Here is a 22553-nt window from a genome sequence, read left to right on the forward strand (position 1 = left end):
CGCGAGCCCCCGGGATATTTTTGCCAAGAGGAAGGCAGATTTCATGAGAGTTGAGAGCGAGGCGCAGCTGGCCGAGGCCGTCCGGGATGCGGGTGGTGCGCTGGCCGTGCGCGGAGGCGGCACGCGACCTGTGGGCCGGTGTCTGGGAGAGCCGCTGGAAGTCGGGATTTCGGGCATCACGCTCTACGAGCCGGGCGCGCTGACGCTGGTCGTGGGCGCGGGGACACCCTTGGCCGAAGTCGAGGCGGCGATTGCTGCCGAGGGCCAGCGCCTGCCCTTCGAGCCTGCGAACTGGGGGCCGGTTCTGGGCGCGCGCGGACAGAGCACTGTGGGCGGTGTCGTGGCGGCGAACGTCTCGGGGCCGCGGCGTGTGCAGGCCGGGGCCTGTCGCGACAGCTTGATCGGGACGCGGTTCGTCGATGGGCGCGGGCAGATCGTGAAGAACGGTGGCCGGGTGATGAAGAACGTCACCGGCTACGATCTGGTTAAGCTGATGGCCGGAAGCTGGGGCACGCTCGGGGTGATGAGCGAGGTGGCCTTCAAGCTGCTGCCAGCAGCCCCGTCTCAGGCGACGGTTGTGATCGACTTGCCCGCAGGGGCCGCGCAGGTGGCTCTGGCGGCGGCTTTGGGCTCGCCCTACGACGTGTCCGGTGCGGGCTGGCTGCCCGGTCACGGTGCGGTGGTGCGGGTCGAGGGGCTGGCCGAATCCGTCGCCTACCGGGCGGCGCAGTTGCGCAAACTGATGGAGCCTTTCGGCCCGGTGCGGGTCGAGGAAGAGGGCTCGGCCGCGATCTGGCAAAGCCTGCGCGATCTGGAGCCGTTTATCGGCAAGGACGGCGATCTGTGGCGGCTTTCGGTGAAGCCGTCGGAGGCCTCCGAGATCGTCGCGCGTCTGGGTGGCGAGGTGCTGCTCGACTGGGGCGGCGGGCTGATCTGGGCGCTTCTGCCCGAAGGCAGCGACGCCCGTGCGCTGGCCTCCCCCTACACCGGCCATGCCACCTGCATGCGGGGCGCGGCGGGCGTGACCTTCGAGCCCGAACCCGCGCCGATCGCCACGCTCACCACCGCGCTGCGGGCGCAATTCGACCCCAAAGGTATTCTGAACCCCGGAAGGATGGGCTGATGCAGACGAATTTTTCGCCCGAACAGCTGAAAGATCCCGGCGTCGCGCGCTCGAACGAGATCCTGCGCGCCTGCGTCCATTGCGGGTTCTGCACCGCGACCTGCCCCTCCTATCAGGTGCTGGGCGACGAGTTGGATAGCCCGCGCGGGCGCATCTACCTGATCAAGGATATGCTGGAGAACGACCGGCCCGCGGATGAGAAGACGGTCAAGCATCTCGACCGTTGCCTGAGCTGTCTGGCCTGCATGACGACCTGTCCTTCGGGCGTGCATTACATGCATCTGATCGACCATGCGCGCGCCCATGTCGAGAAGACCTACAAGCGCCCGATGATGGACCGTCTGCTGCGCTGGACACTGGCGAAGATCGTGCCCTATCCGGGCCGCTTCCGGCTGGCGATGGGCGGGGCGAAACTCGCGAAACCCTTCGCGGGGCTGCTGCCGGATAAGCGGCTGCGCGCGATGGTGGGCATGGCGCCGAAGACCATCCCGCCGGTCAGCCGTAACGATGACGCGCAGGTCTTCGCCCCGATGGGGGAGAAGAAGTACCGCGTGGCGCTGCAGATCGGCTGCGCGCAGCGGGCGCTCAACACCGATATCAACGACGCGACGATCCGGCTTCTGCGGCGGCTGGGCTGCGAGGTGGTGATCCCGAAGAATCTCGGCTGTTGCGGGGCGCTTTCGCATCACATGGGCCGCGAGGACGAGAGCCATTCGCAGGCCGCGCGCAATATCCGCGCCTATCTGAGCGAGGGTGATCTGGATGCGGTGATCATCAACACCTCGGGCTGCGGCACCACGGTGAAGGATTACGGGCATATCTTCCGCAACGATCCGATGGCCGAGGAGGCTGCGAAGGTCGCGGGTCTGGCCTGCGATGTGTCGGAATTCCTTGTGAAAGTCGGCCTGCCCGAGGGTAAGGGCGGGATGCGTGTGGCCTATCACGCGGCCTGTTCGCTCCAGCACGGCCAGCAGATCAAATCCGCGCCTAAGGACCTGCTGAAACAAGCCGGGTTCGAGGTGGTCGAGCCTGCCGACAGCCATCTGTGCTGCGGCTCGGCGGGTACCTATAACCTGCTGCAGCCGGAGATTTCCGACGAACTGAAAAAGCGCAAGGTGGCGACGCTCGAGGCGAAACAGCCCGAGGTGATCGCGGCGGGCAATATCGGCTGCATGGTGCAGATCGGCGGCGGCACTGAGGTACCCGTAGTCCACACTGTCGAACTTTTGGACTGGGCCACGGGCGGGCCGAAGCCGCCGGCGCTTGCGCAGGCCTGATCCACGCCACAATCTGGCCGCATCGGGGCGCTACGCAAGATCAAACGCCCCGCAATCTTCGGAGCCCCGATGCGCCTTTTTGCTCTCGCTCTTGCCTGTCTGACCGCTCTGCCTGTGCTGGCGCGGGCCGAGACGATCACTCACGCGACGCCCTTGCGGGCGCTGGAAACCGGCGACGATACGCGCGGCTGGGAGGCGGTGGGGCGGCTCGATCTGGGCCATGGTAGTTTTTGCACCGGCACGCTGATCGCGCCTGATCTGGTTTTGACGGCGGGGCATTGCCTCTATGACAAGCGCAGCGGCGCGCTGATCGATGCGCGCGAGATCGAGTTTCGTGCGGGCTGGCGCAACGGTCGTGCCGAGGCCTATCGCAAGGTGTCGCGCGCGGTGCTGCACCCCTCCTATCACTACGGTGGGCCGGTCGGCGTGAAGCGTTCGGAATTCGATCTGGCGCTGATCAAGCTCGCCCAGCCGATCCGTCTGCCGCAGCTTCAGCCGTTCGAAGTGTCGCGCAGCGCGCCCTATCGCGGCGAGGAAGTGGGCGTTCTGTCCTATGCGCAGGGCCGCTCGGAGGCGCCGTCGCTGCAACGCGATTGCTCGGTGCTGGAACGTGCGGGCGCGACGGTAGTGATGAGCTGTTCGGCCGATTTCGGGGCCTCCGGCTCGCCGGTCTTCAGCTTCGCCAATGGTCGCCCCGAGATCGTCTCGGTGGTCTCCGCCAAGGCCGAGATGGGCGCGCGCCCGGTCTCGATCGGGGCGCTGGCCAATGGGGTCGCCGATCTGCGGCAGGCTATCGAGAGCCGTGACAACGTCGCCACCACCCGCGAAATTCGCGCGGGCGGGGCAAAATTCATCAAGGCGAAGTAAGCGCGATGGGTGTTAAGCGGATCATCTTCGGGGTGGTGGCTCTGGCTCTGCTGGGCGGCATGGGCGAGGCGCAGGAGGCGCGCAATTCCGCGCTCGACCGGCTGTCGCAGCGTGCCGATCTCTTCGGCTGGGAGGCGGTGGGCAAGGTCACCATCGGCGCTGACGGCTACTGCACCGGCGTTCTGATCGCACCCGATCTGGTGCTGACGGCGGGGCATTGCATCTTCGACCGGCGCGCCAAAGGGCCGCGAGACCCGGCGACGCTTGGTTTTGCCGCAGCCCAAACCGACGGGGCGGAGATCGCGGCGCGCCCGGTCGCCGCGATGGTCGCCGATCCGGATTATAACCCGTTCGTGCCGCTCTCGATCGACACCGTGCGCCACGACGTCGCCCTTCTGCAGCTATCTACGCCGATCCCGACTTCGATCGCCGCGCCTTTTCGCGTCGGCGATGTGCCCGCCGCAGGGGCCGAAGTGTCGGTGGTGTCTTACGCGCAGGGCCGGGCCGATGCGCTGTCCTGGCAAAAGGCCTGCAGCGTGTTCGGTCGCGCGAAAGGGTTGATCGGGTTCGATTGCGATGTCGATCACGGCTCTTCGGGCGCGCCGGTTTTCGACCGCTCGGGGCTGGCGGCAGGCGGGCGGGCGCAGATCGTCTCGCTGGTCTCCTCAGGCTCGCGCAAGAACGGTGTCTCGCGTGCCTATGGGATGGAATTGCCCGCGATCGTCGCGCAGCTGAAATCCGCACTGCGCAGCGGGCGGGGCGTGATCCGCGCCGTATCTCCCAGCGCCTCCGCCGCACCGCAAATCCGGGGCACTTTGCCTGCGCAGGGCCAGCCGCGCATCCTGTCTGGCGGGGGCGCAACCGGGGCGAAATTCCTGCGCCCCTAAGGGCTTGGCCCAAAGCGGCGCGCCTCTTGAAACGTCGCGAGAGATTTCCCAAATTTATGAGTGCCGGAATGCCTGATTAGGGTTCTGGCGCCCAACTGCCCGGCCCCGGAAAGGGGCGGGTTTCATAACCATCGCTCAAGAGAGGATGATGATATGCGAAACTTTGATCTTTCGCCCCTTTACCGCGCCACCGTGGGCTTCGACCGCGTGGCTGATATGATGGACCGTGCGCTGACCAGCGATCTCGCCCAGCCGACCTATCCGCCCTACAATATCGAGAAGACCGACGAGAATGCCTATCGCATCTCGATCGCCGTTGCGGGCTTCGGGTCGGACGAGCTGACTGTCGAGCTAAAAGACGGCGCGCTGATCGTGACCGGTCGCAAGGCCGAGGACGATTCCGGCCGCACCTACCTGCATCGTGGCATCGCGACCCGCGCTTTCGAGCGCCGCTTCGCGCTGGCCGATCATGTGAAGGTCACCGGGGCCACCCATGAAGACGGGATGCTCCATCTCGATCTCGTCCGCGAAGTGCCCGAGGCGCTCAAACCGCGTCGGATCGAGATTGCGGGCCCGACCAAGTCGGAGGCCAAGCAGGTCGAGACGGTCGACGCCTGAGGCATCTACGATCGTTGAAAATCACGGGCGCGGGGGGTAACTCCCGCGCTTTTTGCTATGCGAGAGCTTACGGCGGCGTGAGATCGGTGCCGCCGCGTTGGAACACCATCACATGGTCGCCGCTGCCGGTGAAGGTGACCGCCGCACCTTCGACCTGCGCCTGCTTCATGTCGAAGAATAGCTGCGCGAGGCCCGCATCGGCCTTGAACTCCGGCGTCTCCTGCTCGCAGGCGAATGTGGGCGAGGCCGAGGTCGGCCGGATGCCAAGCGCGGGGTAGGGGGCGAACATCACCCCGGTCACGCAGAGGCAATGCCCGCAGACGGCGAAGCGCGAATTATCCCCGATATAGAAGCGGATCGCGCGGTTGGGTGCCTTGCCGTCCACCGTGGCGAGGTCATAGGCGCGCAGGGTCTCCACCTTCGAGGCGAGCGTCTGGGCGTCCGAGGTACCGATCGGCATGCAGGCCGCGAGCACAGCGGCGACTGCGAGGGGTGCAACGCGCGCGGCCATCTTTCTCGAAAGATCGAACATGGTCTTGGTCCGTTACTGGCTACTGCCAGCAGGATGCGCGAACCTTAGTTCGATGCGCATTGATCCGGCGCAAGGACCTTGGGGACCTCAGTCAGCGACCATCGCGCCGATCAGGGCGATCTCTTCGCTACCCGCCTCGCGGGCTTTCTCCTCCAACCGGCGATAGGCTGCGAGGACCGCTTCGCCCTCGGGCGTCAGCGACGCACCGCCGCCCTTCGCGCCACCGCGCGAGCGATCCACCAGCGGCGACTTGAAGCCCGCATTCATCTCTTCGACCAGCGACCACGCACGTTTGTAGCTCATCTTCATCGCGCGCCCCGCCGCGGAGATCGAGCCGTGTTCGGCGATTTCTTCCAGCAGCCGCACCTTGCCGGGGCCCAGCATCGCCTTGTCGAAATAGAGGCGCATCATCAGGCGGGTCAGTTCCATTCGGGCATCCCTCGCACTCGTCACGTCATGCGCCCCTTATCCTGATCCTGTGCCGGGGCCAAGACAAGGGGCGGGCGCGCGAATGCACAGGGTCATGTGCTCTTGCCATTGCCCGCGCCTTGGGCGAGCGTGCGCGCGAAGGAGCCCCCGCATGTATATCTCGATCGCCTCGCTTGTGGGCGCCTATCTTCTGAGCCAGTTCTACCGCACTTGTTTGGCCGTTCTCACACCCGTTCTGGGCAAGGAAATCGGAGTGACGCCGGGCGATCTCGCCGTGTCGCTGGGGCTTTGGTACGGGGCGTTTGCGCTGATCCAGATCCCGATCGGCGAGGCGCTGGACCGGATCGGGCCGCGCCGCACCGTGGGCGTGCTGATGGCGCTCGGCGGGGGCGGGGGCGCGGCCGTCTTCGCGATGGCACAGGGGCCGATGGGCATCCACATCGCGATGATCCTGATCGGGGCGGGCTGCGCGCCGGTGCTGGTGGGCAGCTATTTCATCTTCGCGCGCAGCTTCAAGCCGGCGCTGTTCGGCACGCTCGCGGCCTCGATGATCGGGGCGGGGAGCCTTGGCAACCTCGCGGGCGCGGCGCCGCTTGCGGCCTCCATCGAGGCTTTCGGCTGGCGTCCGACGCTCTGGGCGCTCTCGGCGCTGACGCTGCTGGTGGCGGCGCTGATCCTGTGGCTCGCGCGCGATCCCGACCGGGTGGAGCAGCCCGCAGGCCGTCGCGGCACCGCGCTCGACGTGCTGCGCCTGCCGGGCTTCTGGGTGCTGCTTCCGCTGACGGTCGCGAATTACACCGCCGCCGCCGGGATCCGCGGCGTCTGGGCGGGCTCCTATCTGGCCGATGTCTTCGGCGCGGATGCGCAGCTGATCGGCAAGGTGACGTTGGTGATGGGCCTCGCGATGATCGCGGGCAATTTCGCCTATGGGCCGGCGGACAAGATTTTCGGCAGCCACAAGCGGGTCGCGCTTTACGGCAACGCGGTGCTGGCCGTGGCCTTGGCGGTGCTCTTCGTCCTGCCGGGCCAGTCGCTGTGGCTGGCGACGGTGCTTCTGGCGGCGATCGGCTTCTTCGGCGCGTCCTTCCCGGTGATCATGGCGCATGGCCGCACCTTCTACCCGCCGCATCTGACGGGCCGGGGCGTGACGCTGCACAACATGTTTTCGATCATGGGCGTGGCCGCGATGCAATTCGCCTCGCGCCCTGTCTTCGATGCGGTTTCGGTGGGGCACACGCCCGCGGTGGCCTATGGGCTGCTGTTCGCATTCTTCCTCGCGCCGCTGATGATCGGGCTGGTTTTCTACGTTTTCGCCCGCGACAGCGGCGATGGCATGAGCTAAACCCATCGCATGACCCGGCTCGGATTTCTGATCAATCGCACGCTGCGGCGCGAGGCGCCGCTGGCCGCGCTCTCTGTCTCGCAAAAGGCTTTGCTGGGCGATCTGGCAGGCAAATCCGTGGCGCTGGTCGGCAATGCCCGCGCGCTGGCCGAGGGGCAGGCGGGGGCTGCGATCGACGCGCATGACGTGGTGATCCGGATCAACCGCGCGCCGATGCCCTCGGCCACGAGCCACGGCACGCGCACCGACTGGCTGGCGCTTGCGACCTCACTACCCGAAGCCGAGCGCGCCCGCATCGCCCCTTCGCGCATCCTGTGGATGAGCCATAAGCGCAAGCGGCTCGATTGGCAGACCGCCACGAGCCCCGGTTTCTACCTGCATCCGCTGGACGACTACGAGGGGCTGAAGCTCAAGCTCGGCGCGCAGCCCACGACCGGGGCGATGCTGATCGAGATGCTCCTGCGCTCGGATCTGGCGCGGCTCGACCTCTATGGCTTCGATTTCTTCGCCTCGCTTTCGCTGTCGGGGCGGCGCTCGGCCGACAAGGTGCCGCATGATTTCGCCGCGGAAGCGGAGATGGTTGGTGGGTTTCTTGCCTCCGATCCGCGCATCATTCGGAACTAACGGGGCGTCGAACCCCTTTCATTTCCTGACGTAAAGCGGTAGGAAGCCGCGTTCTATTCGAGCAAGGAGGTCCTCATGGGCTATAAAGTCGTCGTTGCGGGCGCCACGGGGAACGTGGGCCGCGAAATGCTGAACATCCTGGCCGAGCGCCAGTTCCCGGTCGATGAACTGGTGCCGCTCGCGTCGCGCCGGAGCCTCGGCACAGAGGTCAGCTTTGGCGATCAGACCCTGAAGACTAAGGATATCGATGGGTTCGACTTCACCGGCTATGACATCGCGCTGTTTGCGATCGGCTCGGATGCCACGAAGAAATACGCGCCCATCGCCGCCAAGCAGGGCTGCGTGGTGATCGATAACTCGTCGCTCTACCGCTACGACCCGGACGTGCCGCTGGTCGTGCCGGAGGTGAACCCGGAAGCCGTCGACGGTTACGCGAAGAAAAACATCATCGCCAACCCGAACTGCTCGACCGCGCAGATGGTCGTGGCGCTCAAGCCGCTGCATGACCGCGCCAAGATCAAGCGCGTCGTGGTCTCGACCTACCAGTCGGTGTCGGGCTCGGGCAAAGAGGCGATCGACGAGCTTTGGAACCAGACCAAGGGCATGTATGTCCCCGGTCAGGAAGTGGAGCCGAAGGTCTATCCGAAGCAGATCGCTTTCAACGTGATCCCGCATATCGACGTGTTCCTCGATGACGGGTCCACCAAGGAAGAGTGGAAGATGGTCGCCGAGACGAAGAAGATCGTCGACCCGGCGATCAAACTGACCGCGACTTGCGTGCGCGTGCCGGTCTTCGTGGGCCACTCGGAAGCGATCAACATCGAGTTCGAGGAGTTCCTCGACGAGGACGAAGCGCGCGACATCCTGCGCGAAGCGCCCGGCATCATGGTCGTCGACAAGCGCGAAGATGGCGGCTACGTCACCCCGGTCGAATGCGTCGGCGATTTCGCGACCTTCATCTCGCGCATCCGTCAGGACTCGACCATCGAGAACGGCCTGAACATCTGGTGCGTGTCGGACAACCTGCGCAAGGGCGCGGCCCTGAACGCGGTGCAGATCGCCGAGACGTTGGGCAAGCGCGTGCTCAAAAAGGGCTGAGCGTTCGGCCTTTTGGGATTTGGGAAACGCCCGGTCGGAGGATCGGGCGTTTTTCTTTTGGCGGTGTTTTCTGAGACGAGGGTTTGCCCGGGCGTCCAGCCCGGGCCGCGCCCGACCCTCCCCCCGGGAGGGCGCATTGGCGATGTCATCGCGCGCATAACCGTCACTCGGGCTTGCGAGATAAAGCGCCTGGCCACAGGCGGATCGAAGCGCCCACCCAAGGCTCGGGCGCGTCCCTTACCGCGTGACCCGCTTCACCCCCAGATACGGCCCTTCGCCCGCCGCCGCGATCCGCGCCTTGGCGGCCTCGATGCCCTCATAGGCCACGCTCATCGTATGACCGTTGGCATGGATCATCGTCTCGCGATCGCAGGCCAGCGCCACATGGCCTTTCCAGAACAACAGATCGCCACGCTTCAGGGGCGCGCCCTCCGGCACCACCTCTCCCAACTCCGCCCATTGTAGATCGCTGTCGCCCGGCACGGACATCCCGCATAGCGCGAAACCGATCTGCACCAGACCCGAGCAGTCGATCCCCCCGCGGCTGTTGCCACCCCACAGATAGGGCGTGCCCAGCAGCCGCTCGGCCACCGCGACCGGATCGTCCTCGGGCCGATCGAGCGCGCGCAGATGCTGGCGCGGCACGAATCCCTCGGCGGTCACGGCGAACATGCCGTCGTCGCCCGTCAGTGCCAGACGCGCGCCCATCGAGAGCTGCATGACTTCGCCGCGCTTGATTGCCGCCTCGCGATAGACATGCGTGGCGGGGGCGGTGACGACATGGGTAGCGGGTTCGGGCGTGCCGAAGGTATCGGCGGCGATCCAGCCACAATAGCCATCCCATGCGGCCTGAACGAAGGCGAAGCCGTCGCGCTGGTCGATCACGGTTACCTCGGCGCCAAAAACAAGCTGCCGGTCGCGCAAGCTTCCGGGCTCGGGGCAGAGATCGGTCACGGGCACGACGATCCGCGCGGGCATGCCGTGGGTGAAGCCTTCCGCCTCGATCTGACCGCGCAGGGTCTCCAACGCGATCTTGCCTGAATAGGGCAGGCGGCGACGATCGGTCATTTCAGCACCTCGGGCAGGGCCGCGAGGATCGCCCGCGCGCCTTGGCCGGCCCCGCCTTTCGGGCGGGCGGGGGCGGCGGCGGGTTGCCAGCCGTAGATATCGAAATGGGCGAAACGCTCGGTCTGGGTCACGAAGCGGCGCAGGAACAGCGCGGCGGTGATCGAGCCCGCCATGCCGCCCGAGGGGGCGTTGTCGAGATCGGCGATGCCGGGCTCGATCTTCGCCTCGTAGGGCGCCCAGAACGGCATCCGCCAGAGCGGGTCTGCCACCGCGCCCGAGGCCGTCGCCAAAGCCTGCGCGACGCCCTCGTCATCGGTGTAGAACGGGTGGATGTCGGGCCCCAGAGCGACCCGCGCCGCCCCCGTCAGCGTCGCCATGCAGATCATCAGATCGGGCGGGGTTTCATCGGCATAGGCCAGCGCATCGGCCAGCACCAGCCGCCCCTCGGCATCGGTATTGTTGATCTCGACCGTCAGCCCCTTGCGGCTGGTCAGGATGTCGCCGGGGCGGAAACTGTCGCCGCCGACCGAGTTCTCTACCGCCGGGACCAACACCCGCAGGCGCAGCTTCGCGCCGGTCGCCATGATCATATGCGCAAGCCCCAACACGGTGGCCGAGCCGCCCATATCCTTCTTCATCAGCCCCATCGAAGCGCCGGGCTTGAGGTTCAGCCCGCCGGTGTCGAAGCACACGCCCTTGCCGACCAGCGTCAGCGCCGGTCCTTCGCTGCCCCAGCTCAGCTCGATCAGCCGCGGCGTGCGCGGGGAGGCGCGGCCCACCGCGTGGATCATCGGGAAGTTCTGCGTCAGAAGATCGTCGCCCTTGATCACCTTGGCCTCTGCGCTGTGACGCTCGGCGAGCAGTCGAGCGGCGCCCTCCAGCTCGTCCGGGCCCATATCGGAGGCGGGGGTGTTAATCAGGTCACGGGTGAAAGCCTCGCCCTCGGCCACGGCTTCGATCTGCGCCGCGTCCAAGCCCTCCGGGCAGACCAGCCGCGCTTTCGGCGGCGCGGCTTCGGCATAGCGGCCGAACCGATAGCCCGCGAGCAACCAGCCGAGCGCCGTTTCCGCCTTCAACTCTTCCGACAGATCGCCCTCTATCCGCCATGTACCTTCGGGCAGGGCCGAGGCCGCCCGCGTCAGAGAGAACCGCTCGCGCGCCCGCGCAGCATCAGTCCCAAGGCCCAGCAGCGCCGCCTCCGCACCATCCGGCCCGGGCAGCAGGGCGACCTGACCTGCGCTCGCCTTGAACCCCGTGGCCTCGACGAAGGCGCGCTGCGCGGGAGGCAGATCGGCCAGAGCCTGCTCCAACCCCTCGGGCGCGACGGCGATCAGCGTGCGTGCGGGCGTGTCCGCCTCGGCGAAGCGCATCGCGGGGCGCGGGGCGAGAAAGGAAAAGTCTGCGGGGACATCGGGGGTCTCGTCTGCGCTCATGGGGGGCGGCTCCTTGGCTCTGGTGGTTGCTTTCGCCCCAGAGCCTAGCGTCGCCGCGCCTGCCCGCAAGGGCCGATCGATCACGCCTCAGGAAGACAGGTTGCCGATATCCCAGACCTCGGTGAGCGAGCGTTCCGCGATCCGGCCCAGCCGCGCCATCACCGCCGCCTGCGCCACCGCATCGCCGCCCGAGATGCAGTCCAGAAGGTCGCGCGCCGTGCTGACCATCGACACCAGCCCGACTTGTTCGGCAAGCTCCATCACCTCGACGATCGCGCGGCGCAGCTTGCCGCATTGGCCCGATTTCGTGGCCTCTTCCAACGCGCTGAGATGGAAGGCGAGATCTTCGACCGTGGCGCAGATCACCCGCTCCGCCCCGTCCTGTCCCAGCTCCGCATAGAGCACCACCAGCCGCGCCGTATCCAACGACATCTTTTCCTTGCAGCGCAAGCGAGACACCTGTGTCACCCCGACACCCCCTTTGATTTCACCATCACCCGGGCGGTAACGTGATCGAGAGGTCTCAAGATTTCGTTGAGCGATACGGAAAATCTTCTCGAAACCCGGCGCGCAACGCGCTATTTGACGCAGCGATAAGACGCCAGACACCAGACGAGGGATCGATGAGAGAGCATGTGAAACCGCTGCCCAGCTACCTTGTGAGCCGTTATCAAGGATGGCACGCCACCGCCTATGACGAGAACCGCGCCTGGTATCGCCGCCTCGCTTCCGAAGGGCAGCGCCCGCGTTCGATGATCATCGCCTGCTGCGACAGCCGCGTGCATGTCACCTCGATGTTCGGCGCCGATCAGGGCGAGTTCTTCATTCACCGCAATATCGCGAACCTCGTGCCGGAATTCACGCCCGATGGCGATCACCACGGCACCTCGGCTGCGGTCGAATATGCGGTGACCAGCCTGAAGGTCGCGCATCTGATCGTGCTCGGCCACTCCAATTGCGGCGGTGTCGCGGGGTGCCATGCGATGTGCTCGGGCCATGCGCCGGAGCTGGAGGAGAAAAGCTCCTTCGTCGGCACCTGGCTGAACCTGCTGCGCCCGGGCTACGAGCGCGTGAGCGAGCTGCCCGAGGATCAGCAGGTGCTGGCGCTCGAGCGTGAGGCGGTGAAAGTCAGCCTCGAGAACCTGATGACCTTCCCCTTCGTGCGCGAGGCGCTCGATGCCGACCGGATGACGCTGCACGGGCTGCGCCACGACATCGGCGAAGGCGTTCTCGAACAGTATGACGCCGACACGGATCGGTTCGAGACGTTCTGAGGCTTTGCCATTCCCGTTGGCCCCCGCGCGGGGCCGACGGCTCCGCTGCGGCGGAAATCCGACTGGTGTTCACGGGCTGTTAAGCTCGATGCGCGAGGCTGGGGGGACCCCGCCAACGCGAACGAGCTTCGACCCGCCATGTCTCAATCTGCATCCCGCTCCTATTCTCAGCACCGCCTTGTCTCCCTGCGCCTGCCGCTCGATCTGATCGACCGCATCGCGGCGGAAGCGCGTGCGTTCGGTCTGCCCCCGGCAGAGCTGATCCGGCGCGTGTTGCAGGACGGACTGGCGGAGGAGGCTGCGCCCGAAACATCCGGTGCGAAAGCGCCGCTGCCGGAAATGCATGCGGTGCAAGAGGCGCTGGATCAGGCGCGCGACTGGTTCGATCTGCAACATCGGCTGCGGGGGGAAGGCTTCGTTCTGCGGCTTGCAGGCGGCGGGGCATTGGGGCTGCATGCATGGCCCACCAACCGCTTCCTGATGTTGCTCGACGAGATCGGGCCGAGCCTCACGGAGCTTGTGCTGCGCTTCGGCGCGCCGTTTCCGGGCGACGATGGCGGGCGCACCAAGATCGTAGGAGCAACGGCGGGGCAGGGTGCGACCGTGGCGGAGGGCGCGTCGGCACGGGCGGCTGCTGCCGAATATGCGGCAGCGCAGGCCGCGCAGGCGGTGGGACCGCAACCCGTGCCGGAGGAGAGGGCGCCCGAGGCGACCGAAAAGACCAGCGGTGCAGAGGCACAGCCCCCCGAGGCGGCGAAGGCCGAGCCCCCCGCGCGCGGGTTCCTGCGCCTCTCGCCAGCTCTGCTCGCGAAGCTGCGCGCTGCGGCCGATCCGCGAAACGCGGCCTGATCACGCGGGCCTTCGCCGCGCGGGGCTGTTCGCGCAGCCTTGCCTTAGCGCAGCACCTGATCCGTCGGCCAGCTGAGCGTGGTCTCGGTGCGGATCGTCTTGGTCTCGCCTGCGCCCAGATCGAAGCGCCATGCGAGCACGCCACGGCGATGGTCGTAGTCGGTCTCGCTTGCAGGCGGGGTCGCCTTGGTCGTGATCTTTAAGTCCTCCTGTTCGGAATAAGGCACCCGGTCGATCACCCGCATCGGCCAGCCTTTGTCGGTGAGGTTCTTCACCTCGATCTCGACCACCTCGCGGCGCTCATTGGATTTCGAGATGAAGCCGCTGTCGCCCTCCATCGTGTCGGGCATGCGGCGCTCCACGCGGATGCCTTCGATCGGCCCGAAGCCAAGCGTCAGGTCATCGCCCGCCGCGACCATCGGCAGATGCGACTGACCCACGAGCGCCCCATCCGCATAGAGGTTCGCGGGGCCGGGCAACAGGATCTCGCCGGTGTCATTCTTGCCCTCGGCCACACGATAGGCCTGCGGATCGGTCAGCGGCGCGGCCTCGGCGAAGACATCCATCGGCAGGGTCTTGGAATCGAGGCTCAGGCGCAGATCATCCACCCCGTCGCGCAGGTCCACCGCGCTCGGGTAATGGTAGGTCACCGTCTCGCCCTGCATCTGCAGATCGGCGCGGTCGCTGATCGCGGCCTCCATCATCGGGGCAGAGGCAGCGCCATCGGATGCCGCGAGGGAACGCTTCATCGGCACCGGCGTGGGCGGCGCATCGGGATCACCGATCCTGGCCAGCCGCGGATAGACCTCGCCGGGCTCGGCCCGCCCGCCGGGACGTGCTGTCGAGAGGGTCAGATCGACGCCGCGCCAATCCTCGCCGGTGGCCTGATGGACCGAGACGAAGCGCTCCATGTCCACCGCGCCCTTGTCGCGGTCGAGCCGCAGATCATAGGAGGGCTGCCAGCCCGCATTCTGAACGTAGGAAGTGATCGTCAGCGTACCCGAGCCCTGCACCTTGGCGCTCAGCACGTCACGATCCGTCGCCGGGTTCAGCAGCGCATCGAGCGCAGCCTGTGCCTGTTTCACCGTCTCTTTCGCGGGATCGAGCGCGGCTTCGGCGCGGCGCGCCTCGGCTTCGGCGGCAATTGCGCGTTCCGTTGCTGAGAGGATCTGATCCTCTACCATCTGTGCCAATGCGCGCAGTTGTTCGGGTGCGGTTACCTGCGAGTCGGTGTTCTTGAGATAGGTGATCTGGTCGCGCGCGGCCTGCGCCTTGGCGCGGATCACCGCCACCGCGTCTTCTTGTTCCGCAAGCGCCTCTTGCGCCGAGGCCAACCGATCGCGCGCAGATTTCACTGCGGCGCTGTCCTGCCCGCTGATCGCAGGCGCGCGCCCGGAGAGCAGGCTCACCGCACCGATCTGTACACCGTCGCCCGAAACCCGCAGCGTCGAGATGTCGGTGCCTTCGGGAAAGCCCGGCACCAGCAGGTCATGGCTGCCCTCGGGCGCATCGAGCGTCACCTGCCGCACCACTTGCGCGCCTTGCGGAAAGAGCGTCACGGCCGTGATCTTGCCCGGTGCCTCGATCGTGTCGGCCAAGGCGGGCAGGGCGGTCGCGGCCAGCAGGGCCGCCGTCAGGGTGATGCGCATCGGTTCCTCCCAAATCCGTACCAGATCGAGCCTGCGTCGCCCCGCGCGCAGATGCAAGCCATTGAAATCCGGCGCGGCTCGCCACTGGCGGGAACTCGCCAGAGCGTCCGGGCGCGGGGCAGGGACGCTGTGCCTGCTTGCCCTTGCGTCCGCAGCCGCGCGCGCTTACGTTGCGCCCTACCTCGGGGTGCCGGACGATCCGGCTGAGATGCGATTCACGCGAACCCGTTGAACCTGAACCGGTTAAGACCGGCGGAGGGAAGGTAGCCGGATCTCCCGGCCCCACTCCGCCCGGCAAGCCCAAGGAGTGAGGCATGAAAACCCACCTGATGCTTGCGGGAGCCCTGAGCCTGATCGCCACGATGGCGGCGGCCGAGGACAAGCCCGTACTCACCGTCTATGCGCCCGATTATTTCACGAGCGAATGGGGCCCCGGCCCTGCGATCGAGAAGGGGTTCGAGGCGAATTGCGATTGCGACCTTAAATTCGTGGCGGGCGATGTGCTGCCGCGGATCCTGCTCGAAGGCGACAAGACGCAGGCTGATATCGCGATCGGCCTGAACACCGACGTGACTGCGAAGGCGCGCGCCACGGGTCTGTTCGCCCCGCATAACGAGGACACCTCCGATCTGACCATGCCGGTCAAATGGGACGATCCGATCTTCCTGCCCTTCGACTGGTCGGAACTGGCCTTCGTCTATGACAAGACCAAGCTGAAAAACCCACCCGCGAGCTTCCAGGACCTGCTCGATGCGCCCGACGATGCCTACAAGATCGTCATCGAAGATCCGCGCAGTTCGGTCGCGGGTCTGTCGCTGCTCTTGTGGGTGAAGGACATCTACGGCGACAAGGCCGAAGAGGCCTGGACGAAGATCGCGCCCAAGGTGCTGACGGTGACGCCGGGCTGGTCCGAGGCCTACGGGATGTTCACCGATGGCGAGGCGGATATGGTGCTCAGCTACGTCACCTCGCCCGCCTATCACATCATGGCCGAGGAGGATGACAGCAAGGTCGCCGCGATCTTCCCCGAGGGGCATTACTTCACTCCCGAACTGGTCGCGCAGCTCAAGACCTCGAAACATCCAGAGCTGGCGCAGAAATTCCTCGATTACGTGCTCAGCCCCGATTTTCAGGGCATGATCGCGACGGCGAACTGGTCTTTCCCGGCGAAACTGCCGAAGGATCAACTGCCGGAGGTGTTCCAGAACCTGCCGATGCCCGACAAGACGCTTTATCTGGGTGAGACCGAGGCCGAGAAACTGCGCGGTCCGGCGCTGGACGAATGGCAACGCGCCTTCTCCAGATAAAACGCGCGCCCCTCTGGGCGATGCTGGCGGGTGCGGCTTTGGCCGCGCTCGTCCTTGGGACATTGGCTGCGGTGACGCTCCGCGCGGGCGGGCTGACGGGGTTGCGCGAGACCGACCTCGCGGCGATCCGCTTCACGCTGTGGCAGGCTGCGGCCTCGGCGCTGATCTCCTGCGCGCTGGCGATCCCGGTGGCCCGCGCGCTGCACCGGCGCCGCTTTGCGGGGCGGGGGCTGCTGATCTCGCTCCTCGGGGCGCCCTTCATCCTGCCGGTGATCGTCGCGGTCTTCGGGCTGATCGCGGTCTTCGGACGGCGCGGGCTGGTCAATGCGGCACTGGCGCCCTTCGGCATCGATCCGATCTCGATCTATGGGGCGCAGGGCGTGATCATCGCCCATGTCTTCTTCAACCTGCCGCTGGCCACACGGATGATCCTGCACGGTTGGGAGGCGATCCCGGCCGAGCGGTTCCGCCTTGCGGCCACCCTCGGGTTCGGCCCGGCCGAGGTTACCCGCCACCTCGAACGCCCGATGCTGCGCAGCGTCCTGCCCGGTGCGTTTCTCGCGATCTTCCTCGTCTGCCTGACCTCCTTCGCGGTCGCGCTGACCTTGGGCGGAGGGCCGCGCGCGACCACGGTGGAACTGGCGATCTATCAGGCCTTCCGCTTCGATTTCGACATGGGACGCGCGGCGAGCCTTGCGCTTGTGCAGGTCGCGATCTCCGTCACGGCGCTGCTGATCGCGGCGCGCGCCACCCTGCCGTCGAGCTTTGGTGCGGGGCATGACCGCCGCGCCACGCCGATCCCGCAGTTGTCCGGCGGGGCGGATCGCGTGGCCTTCGATACGCTCGCGATCCTTCTGGCGGCCGTCTTCCTGCTGCTCCCCATCGGGGCGGTCTTCGCCCGTGGGCTGCCTGCGCTGGCCGAGCTGCCCGAGATGATCTGGCCCGCCACGCTGACCTCGCTGGTGATCGCGTTGGCCTCGACCGTGATCACGCTCGCTATCGCTTTGCCGCTTGCGCTGGCCGCCACGCGGCAACGGTGGGCGGAGATCGCGGCAATGTTGCCGATGACCGCGTCGAGCCTCGTGATGGGCACCGGCGCCTTCCTGATCGCGCGGCCCTTCGTGAACCCCACGGACCTCGCCCTGCCGATGGTGCTGCTGACCAATGCCGCGCTCTCGGTGCCTTTCGCGACCCGCATCCTGATGCCTGAAATCCGCACGCTGCAGGCCGATTACGACCGGCTCGCCGCCTCACTCGGGCTGCGGGGCTTCGCGCGGCTGCGCCTGCTGACGGTCCCGCGTCTTGCCCGGCCGCTGGGCTTTTCGGCGGGGTTGGCCGCAGCCTTCTCGATGGGCGATCTGGGCGTCATCACGCTGTTCTCGGACGGGCAGACCCGCACCCTGCCGCTGGCGCTTTTCCAGCTCATGGGCTCTTATCGCATGGATCAGGCGGCGGGCGCTGCGAGCCTGCTCCTGATCCTCACATTCGCGCTTTTCTGGGCGCTCGACCGCGCGGGGCATTATGCTGACCCTCGATAGACTGACCCTCACACAGGGCGATTTCCGCCTCGATGCCGATCTGAAGATCCCTGCCGGCGCGCGCGTCGCGCTGATCGGCCCGTCCGGCGCGGGGAAATCGACGCTGCTTTCGGCCATCGCCGGGTTCTTGGCGCCCGCAAGTGGCCGCATCCTCTGGCAGGGCGAGGACATCACCGCGACGCCGCCGGGGGAGCGCCCGCTCTCGATCCTGTTTCAGGATCAGAACCTTTTCCCGCATCTGCGGCTCGAGACCAATCTCGCGCTTGGCCTGAACCCGAAGGGCAAGATCGACGCGACCGATCGCGCCCGGATCGAGACGGCACTGGCGCGTGTGGGCCTCGAGGGGATGGAGAGGCGCAAACCCGGCGCGCTGTCGGGCGGGCAGCAAAGCCGTGCGGGGCTCGCGCGGACGCTGCTCCGTGGCCGCCCGATCCTGCTGCTGGACGAGCCTTTCGCGGCGCTGGGGCCCGCGCTGAAATCCGAGATGCTGGCGCTGGTGGCCGAGATCGCCCGCGAACAGGGCACGACGGTGCTGATGGTCAGCCACGATCCCGAGGATGCGCGCGCGCTTTGCCCGCAGACGGTTCTGGTGGCCGAGGGCCACGCCCATGCGCCGCAAGAGACCGGACCGCTTCTCGACGATCCGCCGCCTGCGCTGCGGGATTATCTGGGGAGTTAGGGGCGCTGCCCCTCTTCGCTGGCGCGAATTCACCCGGGGATATTTGACCAAGAGCGAAGGGGAGATCGCTCCCTTGGCTTCGCCTTGGCCCAAATATCCCGGGGGTCCGGGGGCAGCGCCCCCGGACTTGGGCTTAGTAGATCACGACCGAGCGGATCGACTCGCCCGCATGCATCAGATCAAACGCCTTGTTGATGTCTTCGAGCGGCATGGTGTGGGTGATCATCGAGTCGATCTCGATCTTGTCGTTCATGTACCACTCGACGAATTTCGGCACATCGGTGCGGCCCTTGGCGCCGCCGAATGCGGTGCCTTTCCACGTCCGGCCCGTGACGAGCTGGAACGGGCGGGTGCCGATCTCGGCCCCCGCGGGTGCGACGCCGATGATGACCGACACGCCCCAGCCGCGGTGCGAGCATTCCAGCGCGTCGCGCATCACCTGCACATTGCCCGTGGCGTCGAAGGAATAGTCCACGCCGCCGATCTGGTCGCGCTCGGTCTTGGTCAGGTTGACGATCTGCTGCACCACCGGAACGTCCGATTTCGAGGGGTTCACGAAATGGGTCATGCCGAACTTGCGCGCCATTTCCTCTTTGCCGTCATTCAGGTCCACGCCGATGATCATGTCGGCACCCGCCATGCGCAGGCCCTGAATCACGTTCAGACCGATGCCGCCGAGGCCGAAGACCGCTGCAGTGGAGCCGATCTCGACGCCCGCGGTGTTGATCACAGCGCCGATCCCGGTGGTGACGCCGCAGCCGATATAGCAGATCTTCTCGAACGGCGCGTCGTCGCGGACCTTGGCGAGCGCGATCTCGGGCATCACCGTGTGGTTCGCGAAGGTCGAGCAGCCCATGTAGTGATAGATCGGCGTCCCATCGAGCATCTTGAAACGCGTGGTCCCGTCCGGCATCAGGCCCTGACCTTGGGTGTTGCGGATCGCGGTGCAGAGGTTCGTCTTGCCCGAGAGGCAGGACGGGCATTCGCGGCATTCCGGCGTGTAGAGCGGGATCACGTGATCGCCCGGCTTCAGCGTGGTCACGCCTTCGCCGACTTCGAGCACGATGCCCGCGCCCTCATGGCCGAGGATGGTCGGGAAGATGCCCTCGGGGTCGGCACCCGAGCGGGTGAATTCATCGGTGTGGCAGATGCCGGTGGCCTTGATCTCGACGAGCACTTCGCCCGCTTTCGGGCCTTCCAGCTCCACTTCCATGATTTCGAGCGGTTTTCCCGCCTCGAGCGCGACTGCGGCACGGGTTCTCATGGGCGCATACTCCTTGTATAAATTCCGCAATAGCCTGCGTTATCGGCGCGGCCAATGCAATGAAGGGTGCGACATGTTGAAACGATTTTTCGTCATGGGTTCGATGCTGGCGCTTGCGGCCTGCGATCCCGCGGGTCCGATGAGCGAGACCCCTACGGGTGGCGCCTATCCTGCGCCCCAGCCTGGTGCGCCCGCGCCCTATGTCACTTCGCCGGTCAGCGTCACCAAGGGCGGCTTGCAGGAGCGCGAGCCCGACACTTGCGGTGCGGTGAACTACACCTCGGTCCTCGGCCAGCCAGCGGCGCAAATCCAGACGCTGGGGATCGCCAAGCCCTATCGCATCGTGGAATGGCGCGGCGTCGAGGATCAGGTCTACAATCCGCAGCGCGTCGTGTTCCGGCTCGACTCGCGCGGCAACGTCTACAACATCGATTGCGGGTGAGCCTGATGGAACGGGACAGGGCGCGGATCGGTCTGATCGTCACATTGGGCGTAGCGGCTTTCGGGGTCGCGGCCTGCCAGCCGCACCGCATGCCGCCGCGGTCGGGTGCGCCCGCGGCCGGCGCCTGTCCGCCGCCCGGACTCGCGTCGCTCGTTGGGCGGCCTGAATCGGTGCTGGCGGGGCTCACCCTCGCGCGGCCCCATCGGATCATTCATCCGGGCGATGCGGTGACGATGGATTACGCCCCGGATCGCGTGAACTTCGAGATCGACGAGAGCGGCACGATCGCGGCGGTGCGCTGCTACTAGGGCAGAGCGTGCGGCGGAACGGAAAATGAAAAGCCCCGTGTCTGACCAGGACACGGGGCTTTTCTGCAGGAGGGAAAAGCGCCCGACGATACGAACTGGGTGGGGGCTGTTTACCGCACCGTCGGGCTTTTAGCGTTTTCCGCTGAATTGAAGGTGGCTTGGAAACCCGGCAGGAAGGCGCAGGAAATCAGGCATTTTCGCGGTCTTATTCCGGCGCGGCAAAGGCGCGTGCAACCTTAGCGCGGGTGGGCTTGATTTGCGCCACGCGCGATGTACCCTTTGTAAATGACGGTTCAAACGCCTTCCCCCTATCCGAACCCTTCCGGCGTGCCGGAGCAGATCGCTTTCGATCGCTCCGAGCTTGGCGTGATCCTGTCGCTTTACGGGCGCGCGGTCGCTGCCGGGGAGTGGCGTGATTACGGGATGAGTTTTCTGCGCGACGTCGCGGTCTTCTCGATCTTTCGCCGCGCCGCCGAAGTGCCGATCTACCGGATCGAGAAACGGCCCGCGCTACGCTCGAAACAGGGGCAATATGCGGTGATCGGGCAGCAGGGGCAGGTGCTGCGGCGCGGCCACGATCTGCGCCAGGTGCTGCGCGTGCTCGAGCGCAAGCTGATCCGCGCGGTGGAGTAGGGGCGACAAGCCGTGAAGGAGAGTGCCGCGCCCAACGCCATGCGCGTTGCCTCGCAGCCCCTGACTTGCTAAGCCAGCGCCGAAGGAAACCTGCGAGGCGCGCGTCCCATGTCGTTCAACACTTTCGGTCATCAGTTCCGCGTCACCACCTGGGGCGAAAGCCACGGGCCCGCGCTTGGCGCGACGGTGGATGGCTGCCCGCCCGGCATCGAGATCGACGAGGCGTTCATCCAGCAATTCCTCGATCGTCGCCGTCCGGGCCAGTCGAAGGAAACGACCCAGCGCAAGGAGCCCGATGCGGTGCGCATCCTGTCGGGTGTGTTCGAGGGCCGCACGACCGGCACGACGATCCAGCTGATGATCGAGAATACTGATCAGCGTTCGAAGGATTACGGCGAGATCGCGCGGCAGTTCCGCCCCGGTCATGCCGATATCACCTACCACCAGAAATACGGTGTCCGTGATTATCGCGGCGGCGGGCGCTCCAGCGCGCGCGAGACGGCGGCGCGTGTGGCCGCCGGGGGGGTGGCGCAGGCGGCGCTGCGCCAGTTGGTCCCCGATCTGCAGATCTATGGCTACATGGTGCAGATGGGCGCGAAACATCTGGACCGCGCGAAGTTCGACCGCGACGCCATCCTGCAAAACCCGTTCTTCCTGCCCGATGGCGAGGCAGCGGATGAATGGGCCGATTACCTCGCCGCGATCCGCAAGGGCCAGAACTCGGTGGGTGCCGCGATCGAGGTGGTGGCCGAGGGCTGCCCGGCAGGTCTGGGCGCGCCGATCTACGCCAAGATGGATACCGAACTGGCCGCCGCGATGATGTCGATCAATGCTGTGAAAGGCGTGGAAATCGGAGAAGGCATGGCCGCCGCGGCGCTGACCGGCGTGGAGAATGCCGACGAGATGGTGATGGGCCCCGAGGGCGTCGAATATCTGTCGAACCACGCAGGCGGCATCCTTGGCGGGATCACCACCGGCCAGCCGATCACGGTGCGCTTTGCGGTCAAGCCGACCTCGTCGATCCTGACGCCGCGCCGCTCGGTCAATGTCGCGGGGGAAGAGGTGGAGGTGATCACCAAGGGCCGTCATGACCCTTGTGTCGGCATCCGCGCGGTGCCGGTGGCCGAGGCGATGATGGCCTGTGTGATCCTTGATCAGTTCCTGATGGACCGGGCGCAGACCGGCGGTGTGCGCGGCACGATCGGCTGAGGGGGCTCTGCCTCCTTCGCCGGAGGGCGACATTATCGAGGCAAGAGGGGGCTCTGCCCCCGCTCCTTCGGAGCCCCCCGGGATATTTTGGCCAAGCCGAAGA

24 protein-coding genes and 1 riboswitch are annotated in these 22553 nt (G+C 66.5%); of the genes, 17 read left to right on the forward strand and 7 right to left on the reverse strand.

Features of this window, described 5'->3' with window-relative positions; genetic code table 11:
* The first annotated feature begins 43 nt into the window (after positions 1–43).
* The 5 genes from ACZ7GB_RS08910 to ACZ7GB_RS08930 all read left to right on the forward strand — a co-directional run bounded on the left by ACZ7GB_RS08910 (position 44) and on the right by ACZ7GB_RS08930 (position 4772).
* Positions 44–1123: an FAD-binding protein gene (locus ACZ7GB_RS08910; RefSeq protein WP_472158348.1), complete on the forward strand. Its 1080-nt coding sequence runs from the start codon at positions 44–46 to the stop codon at positions 1121–1123.
* A complete protein-coding gene (glcF, locus tag ACZ7GB_RS08915) occupies positions 1123–2400 on the forward strand; it encodes a glycolate oxidase subunit GlcF (protein WP_472158349.1) in 1278 nt (425 codons plus the stop codon). Before ACZ7GB_RS08910 ends, glcF begins: the two co-directional genes overlap by 1 nt.
* Before the next feature lie 69 nt (positions 2401–2469).
* Positions 2470–3267, forward strand: a complete 798-nt coding sequence (locus ACZ7GB_RS08920) for a trypsin-like serine peptidase (RefSeq protein ID WP_472158351.1) — start codon at positions 2470–2472, stop codon at positions 3265–3267.
* Positions 3268–3272: 5 nt separating this feature from the next.
* A complete protein-coding gene (locus ACZ7GB_RS08925; protein WP_472158352.1) occupies positions 3273–4154 on the forward strand; it encodes a trypsin-like serine peptidase in 882 nt (293 codons plus the stop codon).
* A gap of 153 nt (positions 4155–4307) precedes the next feature.
* Positions 4308–4772, forward strand: coding sequence for an Hsp20 family protein (locus ACZ7GB_RS08930; protein ID WP_078547861.1), 465 nt, complete (start codon positions 4308–4310; stop codon positions 4770–4772).
* Between the two features lie 67 nt (positions 4773–4839).
* Here the strand turns inward: ACZ7GB_RS08930 and ACZ7GB_RS08935 are convergent, their stop codons facing one another.
* Both ACZ7GB_RS08935 and ACZ7GB_RS08940 read right to left on the reverse strand, forming a co-directional pair.
* Complete coding sequence (locus ACZ7GB_RS08935) at positions 4840–5304, reverse strand: hypothetical protein (RefSeq protein WP_472158353.1); 465 nt, start codon at positions 5302–5304, stop codon at positions 4840–4842.
* Positions 5305–5391: 87 nt separating this feature from the next.
* Positions 5392–5733, reverse strand: coding sequence for a winged helix-turn-helix domain-containing protein (locus ACZ7GB_RS08940; protein ID WP_347430950.1), 342 nt, complete (start codon positions 5731–5733; stop codon positions 5392–5394).
* Positions 5734–5884: 151 nt separating this feature from the next.
* Here ACZ7GB_RS08940 and ACZ7GB_RS08945 point away from each other — a divergent pair, with 151 nt between their 5' ends.
* From ACZ7GB_RS08945 to ACZ7GB_RS08955, 3 genes are all read left to right on the forward strand, one after another.
* Positions 5885–7075 (forward strand): MFS transporter, encoded by a 1191-nt coding sequence (locus ACZ7GB_RS08945; protein WP_472158355.1) that lies wholly within the window; start codon positions 5885–5887, stop codon positions 7073–7075.
* Between the two features lie 9 nt (positions 7076–7084).
* Positions 7085–7699 (forward strand): glycosyltransferase family 29 protein, encoded by a 615-nt coding sequence (locus ACZ7GB_RS08950; RefSeq protein ID WP_472158356.1) that lies wholly within the window; start codon positions 7085–7087, stop codon positions 7697–7699.
* 75 nt (positions 7700–7774) lie between these two features.
* On the forward strand, positions 7775–8797 hold the full coding sequence (locus ACZ7GB_RS08955) for an aspartate-semialdehyde dehydrogenase (RefSeq protein WP_472158357.1): 1023 nt from the start codon (positions 7775–7777) through the stop codon (positions 8795–8797).
* Positions 8798–9034: 237 nt separating this feature from the next.
* Here the strand turns inward: ACZ7GB_RS08955 and ACZ7GB_RS08960 are convergent, their stop codons facing one another.
* From ACZ7GB_RS08960 to ACZ7GB_RS08970, 3 genes are all read right to left on the reverse strand, one after another.
* The gene (locus ACZ7GB_RS08960) at positions 9035–9865 is read right to left on the reverse strand and encodes a C40 family peptidase (RefSeq protein ID WP_472158358.1); all 831 of its coding nucleotides are present in this window, start codon (positions 9863–9865) and stop codon (positions 9035–9037) included.
* The gene (locus ACZ7GB_RS08965) at positions 9862–11235 is read right to left on the reverse strand and encodes a leucyl aminopeptidase family protein (RefSeq protein ID WP_472158472.1); all 1374 of its coding nucleotides are present in this window, start codon (positions 11233–11235) and stop codon (positions 9862–9864) included. Before ACZ7GB_RS08965 ends, ACZ7GB_RS08960 begins: the two co-directional genes overlap by 4 nt.
* A 150-nt stretch (positions 11236–11385) precedes the next feature.
* Positions 11386–11730 (reverse strand): hypothetical protein, encoded by a 345-nt coding sequence (locus ACZ7GB_RS08970; RefSeq protein WP_078547851.1) that lies wholly within the window; start codon positions 11728–11730, stop codon positions 11386–11388.
* 191 nt (positions 11731–11921) lie between these two features.
* On the opposite strand from ACZ7GB_RS08970, the gene ACZ7GB_RS08975 reads away from it, so the two are divergent.
* Both ACZ7GB_RS08975 and ACZ7GB_RS08980 read left to right on the forward strand, forming a co-directional pair.
* Positions 11922–12572 (forward strand): carbonic anhydrase, encoded by a 651-nt coding sequence (locus ACZ7GB_RS08975; protein ID WP_078571997.1) that lies wholly within the window; start codon positions 11922–11924, stop codon positions 12570–12572.
* Between the two features lie 138 nt (positions 12573–12710).
* Positions 12711–13421: a hypothetical protein gene (locus ACZ7GB_RS08980; RefSeq protein ID WP_472158359.1), complete on the forward strand. Its 711-nt coding sequence runs from the start codon at positions 12711–12713 to the stop codon at positions 13419–13421.
* Between the two features lie 44 nt (positions 13422–13465).
* On the opposite strand, the gene ACZ7GB_RS08985 is transcribed toward ACZ7GB_RS08980, so the two are convergent.
* Positions 13466–15070, reverse strand: coding sequence for a DUF4139 domain-containing protein (locus ACZ7GB_RS08985; RefSeq protein WP_472158361.1), 1605 nt, complete (start codon positions 15068–15070; stop codon positions 13466–13468).
* 173 nt (positions 15071–15243) lie between these two features.
* Positions 15244–15348, forward strand: a riboswitch (TPP riboswitch).
* A 36-nt stretch (positions 15349–15384) separates the two neighbouring features.
* Here ACZ7GB_RS08985 and thiB point away from each other — a divergent pair.
* Genes thiB through ACZ7GB_RS09000 form a run of 3 tightly spaced genes read left to right on the forward strand, consistent with a single transcriptional unit; the run spans position 15385 to position 18594 of the window.
* Positions 15385–16377 carry a thiamine ABC transporter substrate binding subunit gene (thiB, locus tag ACZ7GB_RS08990; RefSeq protein ID WP_472158362.1) on the forward strand — a complete coding sequence of 331 codons (993 nt, stop codon included), beginning with the start codon at positions 15385–15387 and terminating at the stop codon, positions 16375–16377.
* On the forward strand, positions 16353–17915 hold the full coding sequence (locus tag ACZ7GB_RS08995) for a thiamine/thiamine pyrophosphate ABC transporter permease ThiP (protein ID WP_472158363.1): 1563 nt from the start codon (positions 16353–16355) through the stop codon (positions 17913–17915). The genes thiB and ACZ7GB_RS08995 overlap by 25 nt, the downstream gene beginning before the upstream one ends.
* Entirely contained in the window at positions 17899–18594 is a 696-nt protein-coding gene (locus ACZ7GB_RS09000) for a thiamine ABC transporter ATP-binding protein (protein ID WP_472158364.1), read from the forward strand. The genes ACZ7GB_RS08995 and ACZ7GB_RS09000 overlap by 17 nt, the downstream gene beginning before the upstream one ends.
* Before the next feature lie 133 nt (positions 18595–18727).
* On the opposite strand, the gene ACZ7GB_RS09005 is transcribed toward ACZ7GB_RS09000, so the two are convergent.
* Positions 18728–19858, reverse strand: coding sequence for an S-(hydroxymethyl)glutathione dehydrogenase/class III alcohol dehydrogenase (locus ACZ7GB_RS09005; RefSeq protein WP_098411561.1), 1131 nt, complete (start codon positions 19856–19858; stop codon positions 18728–18730).
* Between the two features lie 73 nt (positions 19859–19931).
* On the opposite strand from ACZ7GB_RS09005, the gene ACZ7GB_RS09010 reads away from it, so the two are divergent.
* From ACZ7GB_RS09010 to aroC, 4 genes are all read left to right on the forward strand, one after another.
* Positions 19932–20300 carry an I78 family peptidase inhibitor gene (locus ACZ7GB_RS09010; protein ID WP_083078170.1) on the forward strand — a complete coding sequence of 123 codons (369 nt, stop codon included), beginning with the start codon at positions 19932–19934 and terminating at the stop codon, positions 20298–20300.
* A gap of 5 nt (positions 20301–20305) precedes the next feature.
* Positions 20306–20608 (forward strand): I78 family peptidase inhibitor, encoded by a 303-nt coding sequence (locus ACZ7GB_RS09015; RefSeq protein WP_472158365.1) that lies wholly within the window; start codon positions 20306–20308, stop codon positions 20606–20608.
* Positions 20609–20893: 285 nt separating this feature from the next.
* Positions 20894–21241 (forward strand): DUF2794 domain-containing protein, encoded by a 348-nt coding sequence (locus tag ACZ7GB_RS09020; protein WP_078520175.1) that lies wholly within the window; start codon positions 20894–20896, stop codon positions 21239–21241.
* 108 nt (positions 21242–21349) lie between these two features.
* Positions 21350–22450 carry a chorismate synthase gene (gene aroC / locus ACZ7GB_RS09025; protein WP_078571981.1) on the forward strand — a complete coding sequence of 367 codons (1101 nt, stop codon included), beginning with the start codon at positions 21350–21352 and terminating at the stop codon, positions 22448–22450.
* The last annotated feature ends 103 nt before the right edge of the window (positions 22451–22553 follow it).

The sequence above is a fragment of the Thioclava sp. PTB-PU3-1 genome, assembly GCF_055666785.1.